An 18981-nucleotide genomic window follows, 5' to 3' on the forward strand; every position below is an offset into this window, starting at 1 on the left:
TCTAAATCAACAATCAACAAAAAAGAGGTTATCTTTATCAGATAACCTCTTAATCATGTTTTTATAAAGATAAATAACTCTTACAGGCGTTTTAAGGCTGCTTTGATCAATTGTTCTACAGAAAGATCTGGCTCGGCGGTATAAATGGCCTGAAGGGCTTTTTCCGCTTGAGCTTTTGGGAAACCTAACATGACCAATGCCGTCAATGCTTCTTCAGCTGAAGAAGGTTTGCTGACGATCAATGGAATCAATGCATCTGGGCCTTGCTTTTTAAGTTTATCTTGAAGTTCAAGAATCACGCGTTGCGCTGTTTTTGGACCAATCCCTTTTATTTTCTGGATGACATTGACCTGCCCATTGACGATAGCCTGTTGGATTTCTTCTGGAGTAATCGAAGAAAGCATCATTCTACCGGTATTCGGACCGATACCTGAAACAGAGATCAAATGGTGAAAGAGATGTCTTTCTGCTTCTGTAGCGAAGCCAAACAGCGTTTGGGAGTCTTCGCGAACCTGAAAGGAAGCAAAAAGTTTGCATTCTTCTTGATCTTTGATCTGGCTGTAGGTAGTCAATGAAATGTGCAAGTAATAGCCAATTCCACCCACCTCCAAAACGACATGGGTTGGAGCTTTAAAAACTAACTTACCTTTAAAATATTCGTACATAAGCTATGCTTACTGATTTTTTGATTCTTTTTCGTGTTCAATTGCATCCACTACTGCAATGGTAACCATGTTCACAATTTCCCGCACCGAACTATCCAATTGCAATACGTGGATAGGTTTGTTCATACCTAATAGAACTGGACCGACAGCTTCAGCATTTCCCACTTCCTGTAGTAATTTATAAGCAATGTTACCAGATTCCAAGTTCGGGAATACCAAGGTATTTGCTGGCTCACCATTTAAAGTCGAGAAAGGGAAGTTATCTGCCAATAGGTTTTTGTTCAATGCAAAGTTTGCTTGAATTTCACCATCTGCAACAATTTCAGGATGTTCTTTATGTAAGATGCTTACAGCCTCCCTTACTTTATCGGAAATATCACCAATATTTGAACCGAAGTTAGAGTAAGACAACATCGCTAAACGAGGTTTAACGTTGAACCTTTTAACTGCTGAATCCAATAAAACAGCAATGTCAGCAAGTTCGCGTGCGCTTGGGTTTGAGTTTACAGTGGTATCACCAAAGAATAATGGACCTTGGCTTGTCAACATAATGTACATCCCAGCAACTCTGCTTCCCGGTTTTGCTCCGATTACTTGTAATGCAGGGCGGATTGTTGAAGCATAATTGCGTGTCAAACCAGAAATAAGGGTATCTGCATCGCCAAATTCAACCATACTTGCTGCAAAGTAGTTACGGTTGGTCATTAACTTGCGAGAGTCTAATTTATTAACGCCTCTGCGTTGTCTTTTTTGGTATAAGTGTTCTGCGTATCTTTCAAATCTTTCGGATTTGATCTCAGCTTGAGGGTCGATGATCTCAACACCATCCAGTTCAAAACCATATTCATGGATCAAATTGTTGATTTTTTCTTGGTTACCCAAAAGGATTGGGAAAGCAATTCCCTCTTCTTTAACAATCTGAGCAGCACGAAGGGTTTTATAATTATCAGCTTCAGCAAATACAACACGTTTAGGGTTAGATTTTGCTTTGGCGGTAATGGTACGGATCAAACGTTCATCTTTACCCAATCTCTTGCGCAATTCATCACGGTATGCATCCCAATCTTCGATTACCTTACGCGCTACACCAGATTCAATAGCAGCTTTTGCAACCGCTACGGAAACTTCCGTAATCAAGCGTGGATCTGTCGGTTTAGGGATCACATAATCGATTCCGAAACGGATGTTGTTGGCATTGTAAGCAATGTTCACTTCTTCAGGAACAGGTTGTTTTGCTAATTCAGCAATCGCCTTTACAGCAGCAATTTTCATGGCTTCGTTGATGGCCGTAGCTCTTACGTCTAGTGCACCACGGAAAATGTAAGGGAAACCAAGAACGTTGTTTACTTGGTTAGGGAAGTCAGAGCGTCCTGTACCCATGATGATATCATCGCGAGTTTCAAGAGCAAGCTCATAGGCGATTTCAGGGTTAGGGTTTGCCATCGCCAATACGATTGGTTTTGGAGCCATGCTTTTCAACATTTCAGGCGTCAAAACATCGGCAGCAGAAAGACCGATGAAAACATCAGCATCCTTAACAGCATCTGCTAAAGTATGGATATCGCGGTCAGTTGCCCATTCAGCTTTAGTAGGGTCTAATACCTCACGGTCCTTACGGATAACACCTTTACTATCGCACATTACGATGTTATTTTTATTAGCGCCTACAGCCACGTACATTGCTGTACAGGAAATTGCTGCAGCACCTGCGCCATTCACCACGATTTTTAGGTCGGCGATATTTTTATCCTGTAATTCAGAAGCATTGATCAGAGCAGCCCCAGAAATAATTGCGGTACCGTGTTGGTCATCATGCATTACTGGAATGTTCATTTCTGCTTTTAAGCGGCGTTCAATTTCAAAACACTCAGGCGCTTTGATATCTTCAAGGTTCACACCACCGAAGGTAGGTTCCAAAGCTTTAACGATATTGACAAATTCATCAACGTTTTTGGTGTCTAACTCGATGTCAAATACATCGATATCGGCAAAGATCTTGAAAAGTAATCCTTTACCTTCCATAACGGGTTTACCAGCTTGGGCACCAATATCACCAAGGCCTAATACGGCAGTACCATTACTGATTACGGCTACCAAGTTACCCTTGGCAGTATATTTATAAGCGTCTTCGCTGTTTTCTGCAATTGCCAGACAAGGCTCGGCTACACCTGGGGAATAGGCTAAAGATAAGTCTCTTTGTGAACTGTGTGGTTTTGTAGGAACCACTGCTATTTTACCCGGACGCCCCATAGCATGGTAGTTTAAAGCGTCTTTCTTTCTGTTGATGTTACTCATTACAATTTTGGTTTATACTAATATTTCATGATTATCACCTAGTAATAATCTACTTTAATACATCTAATAATTTAAACATACGTTGGCGCATCTGTCCAGCAGGGCCTTGGTAGTTGTTGACAAGCAATGTGAAGGTATATTCTTGTCCATCGCTTGATTTTTGGTATCCTGTGTAACCTAATACACCGCCAATAGTACCACTTTTCATGGTAGTATTGTTAATTGTTGGCAAAGATTTTAAAAACTCATCATACCACGGTCTCCCTTTAGCATATTGCATGATTTTGCTCATCGCCAAAGTCGTCACTCTATTTTGAGGCGATAAGCCAGAACCATCGAAGGTATTGATGGCACTTGGGTCTATCGATAATTTATTCTGCCAATATTTGGAAACTAAGGTTGCCGATTTTTCTGTGTTGTATTCCATTGCGGAAACCACACCAATCAATTTTAACAGCGACTCTCCATATAGATTGATGCTTTTTTGGTTGAACCAATGCACAATTTCACCTAATCTAGGCGATTTGATCAGCAGGATTGAATTTCTTTTTGCATCCAAGATGCTTGAAGAATCCATATCTGTTAATCTTTTTGCAGTAGTAACCTTGTTCAAGGAGTCTGTAACAAAGATAGAATCTCTACCAAGCGCATCAGAAAGCGAATATGCTAAGTCCAATGCTGGATCAGGTACTGAGATTTCAATTGTTTTTTTTAGATTGGCGCCATAGGTACCTCTTAGGTAAACTTGTGTAGAATATGGAGCTGAATAAGCATATACATTATCCCCCGAACCATTGGCTCCTGTTTTTACTTCATTGATTAAATGGTAGAATGGAGCTTTCTGTACAGGCTGTAAGGTTGCTGGTTTACCAGGTGCACCCGGTGTAAAGTTGATTCCCAGTTTGTTTTCTTTCCAATTTAAAGCAGAGAATCCTGCCCCATAATAATTTCCGATATCTGTCCACATCCAAGTTCCCGGAACATCGTAGCCGTTGAAGAAAATATCATCAGCAATGATTTTACCATTGATTTTTTTGATGCCAAGGTTCTTGATGGCTTCGGACCATTTTGCCAATAGGACTTCCGGTTTAGTGTCTGGGTATCTATCACTGCCAAGGGTAGGGTCGCCCTTACCTTCGATAATGATATTGCCATTTAAGGTGCCTAAGGAGTCAATCTGACCGGTGTAGAAAAGTTCAGTATTATAGGTGAAATCAGCCCCTAACAGATCTAAAGCTGTAATGGAAGTGATCACTTTCAAGGTTGATGCGGTAGGCATTCCGATCTGGTTATTGCTGTCGAAAACAATTTCACCAGTTTTAGAGTTTATGACCGTCAAGGAAGCCATGCCATTTTTTAGAGACGGGTTCTTGCTAAAAGCATCAAATGCCGTTTGGACTTTTGCCTTTACTCCTTGGGCTTGTACTGTTTGCGTGTTTAGGACGCTAATAACAGCAAGGAAATAAAAAAATGAAAAAAATCTTCTCATAGGTAGCAAATATCGTAATCTACTGCACAAGTAGTACATTTAAATTGTAAAATTTCAAATGTATGATGAAGTAAATGTATTAATTGTGAGAGTTTTTATAACTTGCGGGGATTATTAAAAATTACATAATGAAATACATCGATAAGTTAGCTTCCATCCGTAAAGAGATGAAAGAAAAGGGTGTAGATGCCTATATAATTCCCTCCTCCGATCCACATATTAGCGAATACCTTCCGGAAAGATACAAATGCATAGCATGGACCTCTGGTTTCACCGGTTCCGCTGGGACATTGGCCATCACGCAAGATTTTGCGGGTTTATGGACAGATTCTCGTTATTTTGTTCAAGCAAATGAGCAATTGGCGGGTACCGGATTTGAATTAGTGAAGTTGCAGGTTCAAGGTAAAGCAGAATATGCAACCTGGCTTTCCAAGACATTGAAAAAAGGCGATACTGTAGCTTTCGATGGCAATTTAGCTTCTGTTGCGGTTGCACAAGCCGTAGCGTCTGAATTGAATCCCTTGGGCATCCATGTAAATGGTCATCTAGATCTTTTGGAACATATTTGGGATGGTAGACCTGAACTGCCTACTGAAAAAGCATTTCTTTTGGATGAAAGTACTACTGGACAATCTACAAAAGACAAAATTGCTAGCATAAAAACAAAGCTTAAAGATAAAAGGGCCGACCTTCATTTTGTTTCTTCATTGGATGATTTGGCATGGATCCTTAATATCCGTGGGAATGATGTTCATTGTAATCCGGTTGTATTGGCCTTCTTGCTGATTGAAGAGGATAAAAATACCTTGTTTATTGGTTCGGGGAAATTATCTCCTGCTGATATTTCTTCTTTAAAGGATTCTGGAGTAAAAGTCGCTGACTATCAGCAAGCATTTGAGACTGTAAAACAGTTGAAAGGCGAACGTATATTATTAGACCCCAAGCGTACTTGTTTTGCCATTTATGATTCTGTTCCAGAAAACATCGAAATTTTGGAAGATATGAATCCTTCAACGACATTGAAGGCTATTAAAAACAAGGTAGAGGTAGATCATACCCGAAATGCCATGATAAAGGATGGGGTTGCATTGACCAAATTTTTTAAATGGGTTGAGGAAAACGTAGCATCGGGAGAACTTTCAGAAATTTCTATTGCTGAAAAATTGCAAGGACTACGTGCTGCTTCAGAAGGATTTGTTGATATTTCATTTGATACCATTGCAGGTTATAAAGCCCATGGTGCTTTGCCGCATTATAAAGCGACAGAATCCAGTAATTCGGTTTTGAAACCTGAAGGTTTGTTGCTAGTGGATTCAGGTGGTCAATACCTGGACGGAACGACTGATATTACCCGGGTAATTTCTTTAGGACAGATACAACCTCAGGAGAAAACCGATTATACCATTGTTCTAAAAGGAACTATTGAGGGTTCTCAAGCTGTATTTCCTGTTGGAACTAAAGGATATTCCATTGATGCCATTACCAGAAGGCCTATCTGGGAAACCTTGCGCAATTACGGACATGGTACTGGACATGGGGTAGGATTTTTCTTGAACGTTCATGAAGGGCCACAGGTTTTCAATATGGCGGCAATCGATATTCCGGTTGAGGAAGGCATGATTACTTCCATTGAACCAGGTTTATATCGAGAAGGTCATTATGGAATCCGTATTGAGAACTTAGTACTTTCGAAGAAAGTGGAGAGTAATCAATTTGGTGATTTTATGGATTTTGAGACTTTAACGGTATGTTATATCGATACTGCGTTGGTTGATAAAAGCCTATTGGACCAAAAGCACATTGATTGGTTGAACCAATATAATGGCTGGGTCTATGAACAATTGTCCCCTAAATTGGATGATGCTGAAAAAGCTTGGTTGAAGGCGAAAACAAAAGCGATTTAGTTTTTTAGACATAAGACAATAGACACAAGACATAAGAGCTAAGCGGGATATTAAAATTTTATGCAATTGCTGCATGAATTTGAACCAAGATTGATGGGATGAGAGGATGGGCCAAGATCTGGGAAGGAATCAGGATTCCCTTCGACTTAGCTCAGGGTACTGGATGAGAGGATGGACCAAGATCAATATTCCGATGGTCGAGCGGCGTCGAGCCCCGGCACAGGATTATTGTTGGTATTCCAACATTATATTCACAAAATTCGGGGTGTATCGCATAAGTCCCCCGCGAAAAAATAAATAGAAAAATATTTTCCATCGGGGTTCCATTATTTTAGCTAGCATGGCAGGTTAGCCTGGAGATAGCGCAAAAACGATGTTCGATTAATCGAACATCGTTTTTGCATTAACCCTATATTGTTCGATACCATTGCTAAAATAATTCTGCCCTTCCAAGGCAGTATGTCGCAAAAATAGATTTTTCTAGAAAATAATTATAGCTCTAAACACCTAGAAACACAGATCTAACACACTTGTCATTGGTGCGCAGGAAGTCCTTTTGCAACCGGCTCATTTCCAGTGGCGGAGAGATGGATAGAATGTCGTTAACAGGCATGTTAATCTTGGTCCATCCTCCAATCCCATGAATCCTGGTTCTTGCCCAGATCTTGGTCCCTCCTCTCATCCGGTACCCTGAGCGGCGTCGAAGGGCATCCTGGTTCAAGCCCTCAATCTTCCTTACTCTTTCTTTTTTTCAATCCATATTCTGTTAAAAAGAATAGGGTCTGATGCTGAGAATTCTAGATTTAGTTCTATTGGTTTTGTGATGCTGATCTTTCCTACCGGGACATCCAAGAATTCTTCTACATACCAGTTTTGATTAGGTTCGACCGTTACTTTTCCATTGGGAGCAGCAGATACGGTGAAGGTGCTTTCGATATCCTTGATGCTGAGTTGGGTTGTTTTGCCGGAACCATTATGTAAAGAGGTTTCTATGCTGTATTCACCGGCTTCTGGAAGATAAACCTTCCATTGCACTTTTTGGTTGGCCTTTAATACAAGGTGATCGGGTTTAGTACCATCAAAGGCCTTGAACTCCAGTCCTTTTGAAAGATGGTTCTTGGCATTTAATGAGAATCCGCCAAAGGTAGATTCAGCAACGACTTCAGTATTGAATTGAGGCTGGTCCATAGTTACTTTTAGGACCGATACATAGGGGTCAGGTTGTTCTTCAGGTACATGGATATGGATAATAGGGCCCAACTGTTCAAATTTTACTGCTTGGGTTTTATTTCCTTTTAACAGCTCGATTTTGGTTGGTTTGCTCTGCAAACCGGTAACACGAAGGATTTTATCAAAAGGCCAATTATAGACGTGTAAATAAAGTTCTTTTGTTTTGTTGTTGATGGTCATTTTACCCCAGTCATGTTGGGAGAATCGGATTGGCAGACCATTGTTATAATAAACAGCTTGTCCATACTTATTGAGCCATTGTCCCATGTCCATTAATCGCTGAACGCCTTCATATGGCACAGAACCATCGGCACGGGGGCCGATATTCAGGGTGTAAGAGCCATTCAGGCTAACATTGTTGATTAAGGATTGGAACAATTGATTGCTGGACTTCCATTCATTTTCCAGGGCATTGAATCCCCATGAATGCGCGATGGTTCCAGGTGTTTCCCAGATATGGTCGGTGTATGCGGATCCGAATTGATTGTCACCTAAAGTTTCAAAGTCTACATGTTCATTTTCAATCGGGAAACCCAGCCGTGAATTGATTAAACACTTAGGTTGTAATTCATGGATGAGGTTAGCCAGTTGATCCAGCTGTTCTTTTTTGATGATGCTCTGTTGGTAAGGAATCCACATATCAAACCACATCATAGCGATATCGCCATAATTTGTAAGCAATTCACGGATTTGAGGGATTACCTTTTCCTGCCAATACTGATTGTATTGAGCATCAGTCACTCGACCTGTGACTTCTTGGTTATGGTTCCAAGCATAGGGATGTTGCCAGTCGATCCAGTGGGAATAGTAAAAACATAGTTTGATATTGTGTTTTTTACAGGCTTCAGCAATTTCTTTTATGACATCTCTATTGGTTCCGCTAAGTTTTGGCAGAGAATAATCACTGACTTTACTATCCCAAAGTGCCACACCATCATGATGTTTTGAGGTAATAACAATATACTTCATACCGGCTTTTTTGGCTAGGAGTACCCATTCTTCTGGATTGATTTTATCCCAGTCAAACCTTTTTGCCAATTCACCATATTCTGCTTCACCGATACGGTTTCTGTAACGAATCCATTCCGCGTAATTATTGGGATGTCTTAACCTTTCGCCCTTCCAAATCCCTTCGGTTGCACTGTAGAGACCCCAATGAATAAACATGCCGAAACGGTCATCTTCCAACCATTGGGCTTTCTTGGTTTGGGAAAAGATATTGAGACTAGTCAATGTCAATAACAGGATCAGAAGGATATGTTTTGATGATGATGCCATGTTGGTTTTAATAAAATTGGGTCTTTCCAAATATATGGAAAACTGAAAACATATTCTAATGAGATTGATTAGCAAAAGATAGTTTATTTACCGCTAAAAGGATAAAATTGATTAAATTACCATGATTATAATATGTAGATTTTTATCCCTAATCCCAAGCATTGTTAATAGATGAAAATTAAGATAAAAGGACTTTTGATTTTTGGTTTGATGGTAGCCTGTCAATCCACTTTACAAGCACAGGAGTTTCCCTATAAGAATAAGGATCTTCCCGTAGAAAAACGGGTGGAAGACCTTTTAGGCAGGATGACCCTTGAAGAGAAGGTTGGTCAACTATCGAAGGTTCTGGGTTGGGAAATGTATGATAAGAATGCTGGAAAAATAGGGGTAAGTCAAAAGTTTAAAGAAACAGTCAAGAATCAAAAAATCGGATTATTATGGGCAACATTACGCGCAGATCCATGGACACAGAAGACTTTAATCACAGGCCTGACTCCAGAGGAGGCTGCCAAGGCAACCAACGCCTTGCAAAAATTCATGGTTGATAGCACGCGCTTGGGTATTCCATTGTTACTTTCCGAGGAGACTCCACATGGGCATATGGCTATTGGAGCGACCACATTTCCAACGGCCATTGGCCAAGCGAGTACCTGGAATCCGTTTTTAATAGAAAAAATGGCCGGAGTAATCGCTGCAGAAGCATCTGCAGTTGGAGTTCATAATGGCTATGGTCCTGTATTGGATCTAGCTCGAGAACCAAGGTGGTCAAGGACGGAAGAGTCTTACGGTGAAGATCCTTTTTTAGTGGGGAGGATGGGCGAAGCCATGGTCAGGGGCATGCAAGGAGAGAAACTTGGTCAAGCAGGAAAGGTGTTTTCCACTTTAAAGCATTTTGTGGCATATGGTGTCCCGGAAGGGGGGCATAATGGAGGTAGTGTTTCTGTTGGTGAGCGAGATTTGAGGATGAATTATCTATTCCCTTTTGAAAAAGCGGTTAGGCAGGGAGCTTGGTCCGTAATGACGGCTTATAATTCCATAGATGGGATTCCATGTTCTTCAAATTCCTGGTTGTTGAATGAAGTTTTGAGAAAAGAATGGGGATTTAAAGGGTTTGTCGTGTCTGATCTATTGAGTATACAAGGTTTATCGGGAGGACATAATACAGCTGCAAACCCAGCAGAAGGGGCATCGCAAGCCTTGAATGCAGGATTGGATGTAGATCTAAGCGGTTCGGGGTATGATAAGAATTTGTTGTTAGCTATCAAAGAAGGGTTAGTGAGTGAAGATGAATTAAACCAATCGGTTGGCAGAGTCCTAACCACAAAGTTTCGCTTAGGTCTGTTTGAAAATCCTTTTGTTTCAGAAAAGGAAGCTAAGAAGAAAGTGGCTAGTCCTGAAAATATAGAAGTTGCAAGACAAGTTGCTCGAGAGTCTATCATTTTACTAAAAAATGATGGGGATCTTCTTCCTTTGAAAAAAGATCTCAAGCGAATTGCGGTGATTGGACCGAATGCAGATAATGTTTACAATCAATTAGGCGATTATACAGCGCCACAGGCAGATGGCAAGGTCAAGACAGTTCTGGCAGGGATTAAGGAGAAATTGGGAGCAAGAACTGAAGTTGAATATGTAAAAGGGGCTGCGATCCGTGATATGGGGCAGACCGATATCCCTGCTGCAGTTGCTGCTGCAAAACGGTCGGATGTTGTGGTCTTGGTTGTTGGAGGTTCAAGTGCTCGCGACTTTAAGACTTCCTATCAAGCAACGGGTGCTGCAGAGGTGGAAAGTAGCAAAAAAGGGATATCTGATATGGAAAGTGGAGAGGGGTTTGATCGTGCTTCATTGGATATGATGGGTGATCAACTGGAATTAATGCAGGCCATTCAGGCAACCGGAAAGCCAGTTGTATTGGTGGTTATTAAAGGAAGGCCATTAAACCTGAATTGGGCAGATGAACATATTCCTGCCATTCTTGATGCCTGGTACCCAGGGCAAGAAGGAGGGACAGCAATCGCGGATGTGCTATTTGGGGATTATAATCCAGCAGGTCGACTTCCTATATCAGTTCCAAGGTCTATTGGGCAGTTGCCGGTATATTACAATCATCAAAAGCCCAAACATCATCCTTACATTGATGAAGAGTCTACTCCATTATATAGCTTTGGATACGGGTTGAGTTATACTGATTTTGAATACAAGAATTTGGAAATGGGAATATTAGAAGGGGATGAGGATGTTGTTGTGGAAGTTTCCTTCGATTTGGTCAATACCGGAAATTTTGATGGTGAAGAAGTGCCACAGCTATACCTAATCGACGAGGTCAGCTCCGCTGTTTCAGCAGTTAAACAATTACGTGGATTTGATCGGGTTCCTTTGTTGAAGGGAGAAACGCGAAAAGTTAGTTTTACCCTTGATCAAAATGATTTGAAGTTATGGACAGCAAGCAAAGATTGGCAAGTCGAAAAAGGAAAGTTCAAGGTATTGATAGGTCCAGCATCCGATAATATTAAGCTGAATGGGGAATTTGAGGTTATGGACAGTAAAAAATTGAAGTAAGAGAAAGGCCAGAATTAATTCTGGCCTTCTGTTTTATTTTGGGTCTAAAACCACATGTTTTACATTGACTCTATTGTAGGTATAAGTTATATGAATCTTGCCTTTGGAATCTTGGAAGATAGTTGGATAGCTGAATTCACCTTTATCATGATTTTCTAATTCCATGAACTTTTTCCAATCCCGTCCATCATTGGAAAAGGCAATATTTAATTTTGCTCTTCCTTCCCACCATTCTTTTCCAGGAATGTCAGGATTGTAAACAATCCAATATTGGTTGTTTACCGGTATGGCATCAGTTCCAGAATTGGGGTTGATCAGATTTGTTTTTTCAAGGTCTGACCAAGTTTTGCCATTATCGGTAGACCAAGATGAAATGACCGAACCCTCTCTGCTGCGGCATAAAACCTGTAACTTATTGTTTGGGTGTTGTAGAACGCTTGGTTGAATGACATTCAAGGTTGATTCATGGTGGATTGGATATTTTTTCCATGTTTTCATATTCTTATCAGCAATTTCAACATGGGCAAGCCAACGGGTTTCACTTAATTCTTCACTGGATGGAGAAACAACGGTACCATTAGAAAGCTGTTTAGGTTTATTTTTGATTGGGCCTAAAATTCCATCAGGTAGTTTTTCTGCCTTTGACCAAGTTTTTCCATTGTCTTTTGAGGTTTTGACCATTCCCCACCATTCCCTTGGATTGGGGCCCACCTTATAAAAAAGATAGATGGTTTGATCATTATTTTTACGGAAAAGCACGGGGTTCCAACATGGGTAGGTTTTATCAGCGACTCCATCGGCCCAAATTGTTGGGTCTGACCATTTCTCTCCATCGTAAGTAGCTCCCCAGATCTTAACGTCTTGGTTGCCCTCATGGGTTCCTGCAAACCAACTGGCCAACAAAGTTCCGTCTTTTGCCTCTTCAATGGTTGAAGCGTGACATTGATCGAAATATTTGCCTTGCTCGAATATAAATTCAGATTTCAAAATGTTGGGTTGGGGCGATTGTGCAAAAAGATTTAAGTTAAAAAGAAGAAGGAGGATTACATAGGAGGTTTTCATACGCATTGATTTCAATTTAGATTACAATTTCTTATCCAGTATTTAAGATAAGAAATTGTAATCAGATAGTGGTTATCTTAAGCTGACTTGAATGGCTGTCGCATAATCCAGGTTCTTGGCTGAATTCTGTACAGTGAGTATGTTTTCCTTTAGATTCCATTTTGCTTTTCCATTATGGCCTAGGATTTTCACTGCCTTAATTTTACTGTTGGCAGGGATTTGGAATGAAAAAGAGGTTGGAGCACTGTATTTTTCGCCTTCGGACAAGTGGAATACGTTAATGGTTTTATTGTCCTTGCTACGGGTGTAGTAATATCCATTTTCATGATATGGAGCAACACTTCTTGTCGCGTAAATTGCAGACTCATTGATCTGCACCCATTTTGCCAATTCCTTAAGGCGATCGTATGCAGCTTGATCAAAGTCTCCATTTGGTCCTGGAGCAATGTTCATCAGGTAGTTGCCACCTCGAGAAATAATCTTGACTAAGGTTTCTACAATCTTTTTTGTAGGCTTATATTGGTCATTAGGGACATAAGAGAAAGAATTTCCCATGGTGATACAGCTTTCCCAAGGAATATCTAGTGGGTGTTCAGGAATAGCCTGCTCCGGTGTCACGTAATTCTCCCATTTTCCGGGAACAGTCCGGTCTACTACAATGATCCCAGGTTGATTTTTTCTTGCCATTCCACCGATACGGTCCATATCGATGTCCTGTTCGACCTTGATGCCGCGTTGCCAGTCCACGGATTGGTCAATGGTACTGAAGGGTCTGACCCAGCCCCCATCAAGCCAAAGGATGTCAACTTTTCCATATTCTGAGGTCAGTTCATTGATCTGGTTGTAGGTGTAGTTTTTGAAATTGTTCCAGCGTTCTGGATATTTAGTAGGGTCGTAATTTACATTTCTGTCTTTTGGTGGGAAATAAGGCCACCAATAGTGTTCTGTGTGCCAATCAGGTTTGGAGAAATAGGCTCCTATTTTGAAACCTTCATTTCGGAAAGAATTGAAAATTTCTTTGGTGACATTGGCCTTTGGGTTACTAGAGAAAGGGGTATTCTTGGAAGTGATTTTGTAATCGGACTCTTTGGTGTCAAACATGGCGAAGCCATCGTGGTGTTTGGTCGTAAATACTACATATTTCATTCCGGCAGCTTTTGCTGCATCGGCCCATTTTTGGGGATTGAAATCTACAGGGTTAAAAGATTTCTGTAGGTTTTCGTAATTTTTTACATATTCAAAATAGGTTTTTCCGTGTTCGGGTTTACGTTGGGTCCAGCCTTCATCTTCAGGGCAAATACTCCAACTCTCCACGATTCCCCATTGGCTGTAGGTTCCCCAGTGCATAAACAGCCCAAACTTCATGTCCTGCCACTGCTCCAGATTCTGGATGACCTGTTGATCAGTAGGTTTTTGATAACCCGCGGAGACGTTGTGCGCTTGGCCAAAAGAAAGGGATGAAGCAAGGAGGAAAGTTGCGGTAAATAATGTTGATCTCTTCATTGGTATTAAGTTTAGGGGGTTGATAAAAGAAAAGCCACGCGAAGTGGCTTTTCATATAATAATTAGTTTGGGCATTAATTTACATCCCAGAATAATTTTGTATTTACGTTGTCTTGATCTTTGATAGCGTTGTAGTTTTCTTGATTGTAAGTGATTTCATCTTGAACCATATTCCATTTCACAGGAACTGTTTTTTGGAAATCTGAAGTTTCAACACGGAACGCAAAAGTTGGGTAGTTTAATCTTCTCACCTCCGACCAGTTTTCTACAGATTGGATAATGTTGAAGTGTAACCATTTTTGCATAGCGATCAATTGGAGGTTGTTTGTTCCCCATCCGATTTTATTGATATAAGCTGTTGTCTGAGCAGTAGTTGGAGCAGTAGGTTTTGCTACGGTTCCATCATTACTGATGTTTCTCAATGAAACCTGTAGTTCAATGGATTCTTTGATTGCTTTTTCAAAACTAGCTTTTGCTGCTGTCGCGTTTCCACTGTTCAATTGATTTTCAGCTTTCAAGAAATCAACTTCTGAAGCCGTGATCAAGATACCAGGGAAGTTCTGGTTGCGAGAATAAGTAGATCTGTTATAGATGGCAATCTTACTCGGGTTAGCAGGTGTTCCAGCAATCTGTGATGATTGAACAGCACTTGTTAGCGATTGATCTAGACCGATGAAAGCTCCATTAGCACCAGCGCCTGGTTCAAACATAAATGGAAGTCTTGGATCTGCATTGTTTAACATGTGGTCAATCATTACTTTTCCAGCAATATTGTTGTTCCAGCTTTCAATTGCATCCCTAAATCCTCTTGCATTCACATCTGAGGCATTGTTGAAGATATCAATTTGGATATTATCTGCATTCGATGCTAGGACAGGGAATTTTGTTGGATTGCCTAATATTTCATTGATTTCTTGGGTAGCTCTAGCAGAAAACTGTGAAGCTTTTCCAACGCGAGTCAGCATACGTAATCTTAAGGAGTTACAGTATTTTTTCCACAAGTCTACATTTCCGGAGTTAACCAAATCTTGAGTCTTGAAAGAACTAACTACTGCTGCTGGAAGCGTATAATTGCTCAATTCAGTACTGATGGATTTTAAATCGTCTAACATAGCAGTATAGATATCTGCAGCCTTGTCAAATTTTGAGTAGGAGATGGTATAATCACCACCATTTGTACTTAACATACCAGCTTGAGACCATGGAATATCGCCATGTAAATCCACTTGTTGTTGCGTTAGGTCGTAGAAAAAGACCTTTGCAGTCAATAAGAAGATTTTCTTCATTGCCTTTTCATCTTCAGGGCTAGCGTTATACACTTTTTCAAATTCCCTGAATTGTGCCAATCCTCTATAGTATCTTTCCCAACGATCGTTAATTGCGGCCATACCTGGCGTTAATTGATCAGTGGTGTTTGCCCAGCCAATTGTTTGTAGATAACGGTGAATGGTTGGAGAAAGGGTTACAAAGTAATTTCTATAGGTTGGAACGACTAGTTCGATATAGCCATATTGTACACCTGTATATTGTTTTTCGATGGTTGAACTCGTTACTTTAGAAGGGTTCCGATATTCAGCATCAAAGGACTCTTTTTTACAAGAGGTTATCGTTGCTAGTGATGCAGCCATTAATCCCGCGATCACCAATAATTTGTTTGTTTTCATAATTTTAGAAGCTTGCACGTAACATGAAACCATAAGTTCTAGTTGCAGGAGAAGTACCCGCATTAGTAACGTTGTTTACCCAATAAGAACCACCTGTCATTTGCTCAGGATCTAAATCTTTCATTGATCTATAAATGAAGAATAGGTTTCTTGCAAATGCAGAGATCTGAAGGTTTTTCGCTCTTAAGCTTTTTGCTACAGAAGCAGGTAATCTATAACCCAATGAAAGTTCTCTTAACTTGATGTAATTGTTTTTCTGAACATACAAACCGTAGTTTGAGTTAGAGTATTGAGGACCTCCCCAGTTGTAAGTTTGAGCGTAGTAGAATGCTTGAGAAATGATATTGGTATTTGGAGAACCATCTGCTAAAACGCCGTCCATTACCATACCATCGTGGAATACTTTTTCACCAGCAGGGCCAGCGTTTCCAGTTGTTGCAATACCTTTACCATCTTTGATATAATAGCTTAGACCACCGTGCTCAGCATCCATTGCTGTAAGGGTTTCTTCCAATAGACCACGAGATTTCATCCAGTTGATACCAGTAGGCATGGCATGTCCGCCCCAACGGAAGTCGATCAATGCATCTAAAGTGATGTTTTTGTAAGTAAAAGTATTGATGAAACCACCTGTTACTTTTGGCATTGCATTACCCGCTTTTACCCATTCATCTGGGTCTAATTGGTAAAGACCATTATCATTAACAATCTTTTTGCCGCTTGCATCATATACGTAAGGGTGTACCATGATATCACCCATAGATTGGCCTACGTTAGCAACTAATCTCGCTGCAGAACCATCGTAATCTGCTAACATTAATTGGGAAGCACCACCAGGAAGAGCTTCTACCTTATTGCGGTTGAAGGCAAAGTTTAAGATTGAATTCCATTTGAAGTTATCATTTGAAATAGGAGCTCCGTTTAATGCAAATTCGTAACCTGTGTTTCTCAATGTACCTACGTTTGCTAGGATTGAGTTAGAACCTGTAGAATAAGGAAGGGTATAGTTTAAGATCTGGTCAACGATTTTACCGTTATAATAGGTAATGTCTAAACCTAATTTGTTATTGAACAATCTTGTTTCTAAACCGATTTCCAATTCGTGTTTGTTTTCAGGTTTGATTTTTTCATTACCGAAAGAAGAAGTTGGGATCTGAGTATACAATACTGATGCATCGGTACCTTGATTACCCAAAGTAGCTTGGGAATAACTTAAGGCACTTAAATAGATGTCTGGGTATTTACCCACGATACCATATGAACCTCTTAATTTAGCATAATTGAAGAATTCAGGCATTTGGAATGCTTCATTCAAGATAATACTGGTGTTTACGGAAGGGTAGTATAGTACGTTGTTATCAGGGTGCATTTGAGAAATTTGCTCTCTTCTTAATGTACCTTCTACAAACCAGAAATCTTTAAAGTTAAAGTTGATGGTTCCGAATGTTGCATCACGTAAAGAGTTCAATTTTGTTGAGTTACCTCTTGAAATATTGTTTGACGCACTGATATCATACCAATTTCTAACAGATAATCCACCGTCGGTATTTGCTGATAAATTCGTTGTATTCAATTTAGTAGCAGTATAACCAAGCATTGCACCTAATTTTACATCTTCGGTGATTTGCTTGCTATACGAAGCCAATAAGTCGGTGTAGTAAATATTTGCAGTCGTATTATTAGATGCATAGTATCCAGACTGTCCGAATGCAACCGGAATTTCGTTTGGTTGTTTATCATCTGTTTTTAAGTTCGTCATATCTGCAGAGAATCTACCGCGGATAGAGAAGTCTTGTGTTACTTGCCAAGTGTTGGTAAATGATCCGATCACCCTGTTTGAGTATTCATCATATTGTCTAGCCAAGTTATTCCACATGAAGTCTAATACGTCAGCTTTGTAGCCATTGTGTCTTAAGTTTTCTCCAGGTGTCAAACTTTGGTTAGAACCAGTTACATATTTATAGCCAAGGCTAGTGCTGTATCTGTCCAAATACCACTCTGGGTTATCGAAGGTCGAGATCATACCTGTAAAGTTGTTTACAAGACGGTCTGTCAAGAATGGTCTGTTGTGGGTATGTTGATTAACATAGTTTACTACGATATCTGTGGTCAATTTATCCCAGAATTTCATAGTTGAATTGATACTAGCGATGTTCTTCTTGTTGTATGAAGACAGTGCGGTCATTTCGTTGTCTTGTCTAGTCAACGAGAACCTTGTGTTTGCTTTATCACTTGTATGCGATAGGGCTAAGTTGAAGATGGTATTATTTGGGTTGTTGAATAGTTTGCCATATGAATTTTGCGCTACATAAGGTCTAACTTTACCATCCCAAGAAACAACAGGTTGGCCGTCGAATTTAGGACCAAAGTTAATTGTTGCTCCTAAAAGACCTCTTTTTACACCATCAACTGCTAGATCATCACCATAGTAAAAGAACATGTCTTCGCCTTGGCCTGCATCAGCATATTGAGTAGTATAACCAGGACCTCTCACATCTTGAAAGCGAGGTAAGTAGGCAATTTGGTCATGGGTATATGTTGCATTAAAGTCGATGGCAACGCCTTCTCCACCTTTACCAGATTTAGTCGTCACCATAACTACCCCATTTAATGCTTCGGAACCATATAATGCGGCTGCAGAAGCACCTTTAAGCACAGTGATGGATTCGATATCTTCAGGGTTTAGGTCTTCTAATCCGTTACCTCTTGCTCTTTGGTCACCCCAGTAATTAGAGTTATTGAAGGTAGTAGTTCTCATTGGAACACCATCAATAATAATTAAAGGCTGAGAGTTACCGGTGATTGAGTTGACCCCACGGATATTGATGTTAATACCAGAAGTAGCACCACCTGGAGCTGCAGAAATACGAACACCTGGCGCTTTACCATATAATGCACCTGCAAAGTTAGGTGATCCTGTTTTGGTCAATTCTTTTGCTTCTACGGTACTCATGGCATAGCCTAATTCCTTAGGTGCTCTTTTGATACCCATGGCAGTTACCACGACTTCATCGATGTTACCAGCATCTTCCTGCATGGTTACATTTAAGGTGGAAGAAGTAACATTGACTTCTTGTGTTTGATAGCCTACGCTGGTGAAGCGTAGTTTTTGGCCATTATTGGCTTCGATGGAGTAGTTTCCATCCATGTTGGATTGAGCTGCTTTGTTTGTTCCAACAACAGACACACTCACTCCTGGAAGACCTGCTCCATTAGGATCTGTTACTCTCCCCGTAACAGTTTGTTGTGCAAATAACGAAGATAAGCTGAAAAGCATAACTAAGGTTATACTGCAACATTTTGAGTAAAAATTGCTCATTTGTTGATGATTTAAG

Annotated in this window: 10 protein-coding genes; 2 read left to right on the plus strand and 8 right to left on the minus strand. The window is 40.3% G+C overall.

Annotated features, from left to right (window positions below; all coding sequences use genetic code 11):
- Positions 1–80: 80 nt before the first annotated feature.
- Genes ruvA through dacB form a run of 3 tightly spaced genes read right to left on the minus strand, consistent with a single transcriptional unit; the run spans position 81 to position 4449 of the window.
- Positions 81–665, minus strand: a complete 585-nt coding sequence (gene ruvA / locus ACWIB3_RS01025) for a Holliday junction branch migration protein RuvA (RefSeq protein ID WP_185211333.1) — start codon at positions 663–665, stop codon at positions 81–83.
- A 9-nt stretch (positions 666–674) separates the two neighbouring features.
- A complete protein-coding gene (locus ACWIB3_RS01030) occupies positions 675–2960 on the minus strand; it encodes an NADP-dependent malic enzyme (protein ID WP_185211332.1) in 2286 nt (761 codons plus the stop codon).
- 49 nt (positions 2961–3009) lie between these two features.
- A complete protein-coding gene (gene dacB / locus ACWIB3_RS01035; RefSeq protein WP_454290665.1) occupies positions 3010–4449 on the minus strand; it encodes a D-alanyl-D-alanine carboxypeptidase/D-alanyl-D-alanine endopeptidase in 1440 nt (479 codons plus the stop codon).
- Positions 4450–4577: 128 nt separating this feature from the next.
- Here dacB and ACWIB3_RS01040 point away from each other — a divergent pair, with 128 nt between their 5' ends.
- Positions 4578–6353, plus strand: coding sequence for an aminopeptidase P family protein (locus ACWIB3_RS01040; protein WP_454290666.1), 1776 nt, complete (start codon positions 4578–4580; stop codon positions 6351–6353).
- 735 nt (positions 6354–7088) lie between these two features.
- On the opposite strand, the gene ACWIB3_RS01045 is transcribed toward ACWIB3_RS01040, so the two are convergent.
- Positions 7089–8861 (minus strand): alpha-L-fucosidase, encoded by a 1773-nt coding sequence (locus ACWIB3_RS01045; protein WP_454290667.1) that lies wholly within the window; start codon positions 8859–8861, stop codon positions 7089–7091.
- Positions 8862–9032: 171 nt separating this feature from the next.
- Between ACWIB3_RS01045 and ACWIB3_RS01050 the strand changes: the two genes are divergently transcribed.
- The gene (locus ACWIB3_RS01050) at positions 9033–11417 is read left to right on the plus strand and encodes a glycoside hydrolase family 3 N-terminal domain-containing protein (RefSeq protein ID WP_454290668.1); all 2385 of its coding nucleotides are present in this window, start codon (positions 9033–9035) and stop codon (positions 11415–11417) included.
- A gap of 33 nt (positions 11418–11450) precedes the next feature.
- On the opposite strand, the gene ACWIB3_RS01055 is transcribed toward ACWIB3_RS01050, so the two are convergent.
- The 4 genes from ACWIB3_RS01055 to ACWIB3_RS01070 all read right to left on the minus strand — a co-directional run bounded on the left by ACWIB3_RS01055 (position 11451) and on the right by ACWIB3_RS01070 (position 18965).
- A complete protein-coding gene (locus ACWIB3_RS01055) occupies positions 11451–12479 on the minus strand; it encodes a sialidase family protein (RefSeq protein ID WP_454290669.1) in 1029 nt (342 codons plus the stop codon).
- A 72-nt stretch (positions 12480–12551) separates the two neighbouring features.
- Positions 12552–13982, minus strand: coding sequence for an alpha-L-fucosidase (locus tag ACWIB3_RS01060; RefSeq protein WP_454290670.1), 1431 nt, complete (start codon positions 13980–13982; stop codon positions 12552–12554).
- Between the two features lie 74 nt (positions 13983–14056).
- Positions 14057–15646: a SusD/RagB family nutrient-binding outer membrane lipoprotein gene (locus ACWIB3_RS01065; RefSeq protein WP_185211325.1), complete on the minus strand. Its 1590-nt coding sequence runs from the start codon at positions 15644–15646 to the stop codon at positions 14057–14059.
- 4 nt (positions 15647–15650) lie between these two features.
- Entirely contained in the window at positions 15651–18965 is a 3315-nt protein-coding gene (locus tag ACWIB3_RS01070) for a SusC/RagA family TonB-linked outer membrane protein (protein ID WP_214649436.1), read from the minus strand.
- Positions 18966–18981: the final 16 nt, after the last annotated feature.

The sequence above is a fragment of the Sphingobacterium sp. NPDC055431 genome (assembly GCF_053644255.1).

What these genes read in the sequence shown, in the direction of transcription:
- ruvA (WP_185211333.1), bottom strand. Translation starts at nt 665, where the DNA reads ATGTACGAATATTTTAAAGGTAAGTTAGTTTTTAAAGCTCCAACCCAT.
- ACWIB3_RS01030 (WP_185211332.1), bottom strand. Translation starts at nt 2,960, where the DNA reads ATGAGTAACATCAACAGAAAGAAAGACGCTTTAAACTACCATGCTATG.
- dacB (WP_454290665.1), bottom strand. Translation starts at nt 4,449, where the DNA reads ATGAGAAGATTTTTTTCATTTTTTTATTTCCTTGCTGTTATTAGCGTC.
- ACWIB3_RS01040 (WP_454290666.1), top strand. Translation starts at nt 4,578, where the DNA reads ATGAAATACATCGATAAGTTAGCTTCCATCCGTAAAGAGATGAAAGAA.
- ACWIB3_RS01045 (WP_454290667.1), bottom strand. Translation starts at nt 8,861, where the DNA reads ATGGCATCATCATCAAAACATATCCTTCTGATCCTGTTATTGACATTG.
- ACWIB3_RS01050 (WP_454290668.1), top strand. Translation starts at nt 9,033, where the DNA reads ATGAAAATTAAGATAAAAGGACTTTTGATTTTTGGTTTGATGGTAGCC.
- ACWIB3_RS01055 (WP_454290669.1), bottom strand. Translation starts at nt 12,479, where the DNA reads ATGAAAACCTCCTATGTAATCCTCCTTCTTCTTTTTAACTTAAATCTT.
- ACWIB3_RS01060 (WP_454290670.1), bottom strand. Translation starts at nt 13,982, where the DNA reads ATGAAGAGATCAACATTATTTACCGCAACTTTCCTCCTTGCTTCATCC.
- ACWIB3_RS01065 (WP_185211325.1), bottom strand. Translation starts at nt 15,646, where the DNA reads ATGAAAACAAACAAATTATTGGTGATCGCGGGATTAATGGCTGCATCA.
- ACWIB3_RS01070 (WP_214649436.1), bottom strand. Translation starts at nt 18,965, where the DNA reads ATGAGCAATTTTTACTCAAAATGTTGCAGTATAACCTTAGTTATGCTT.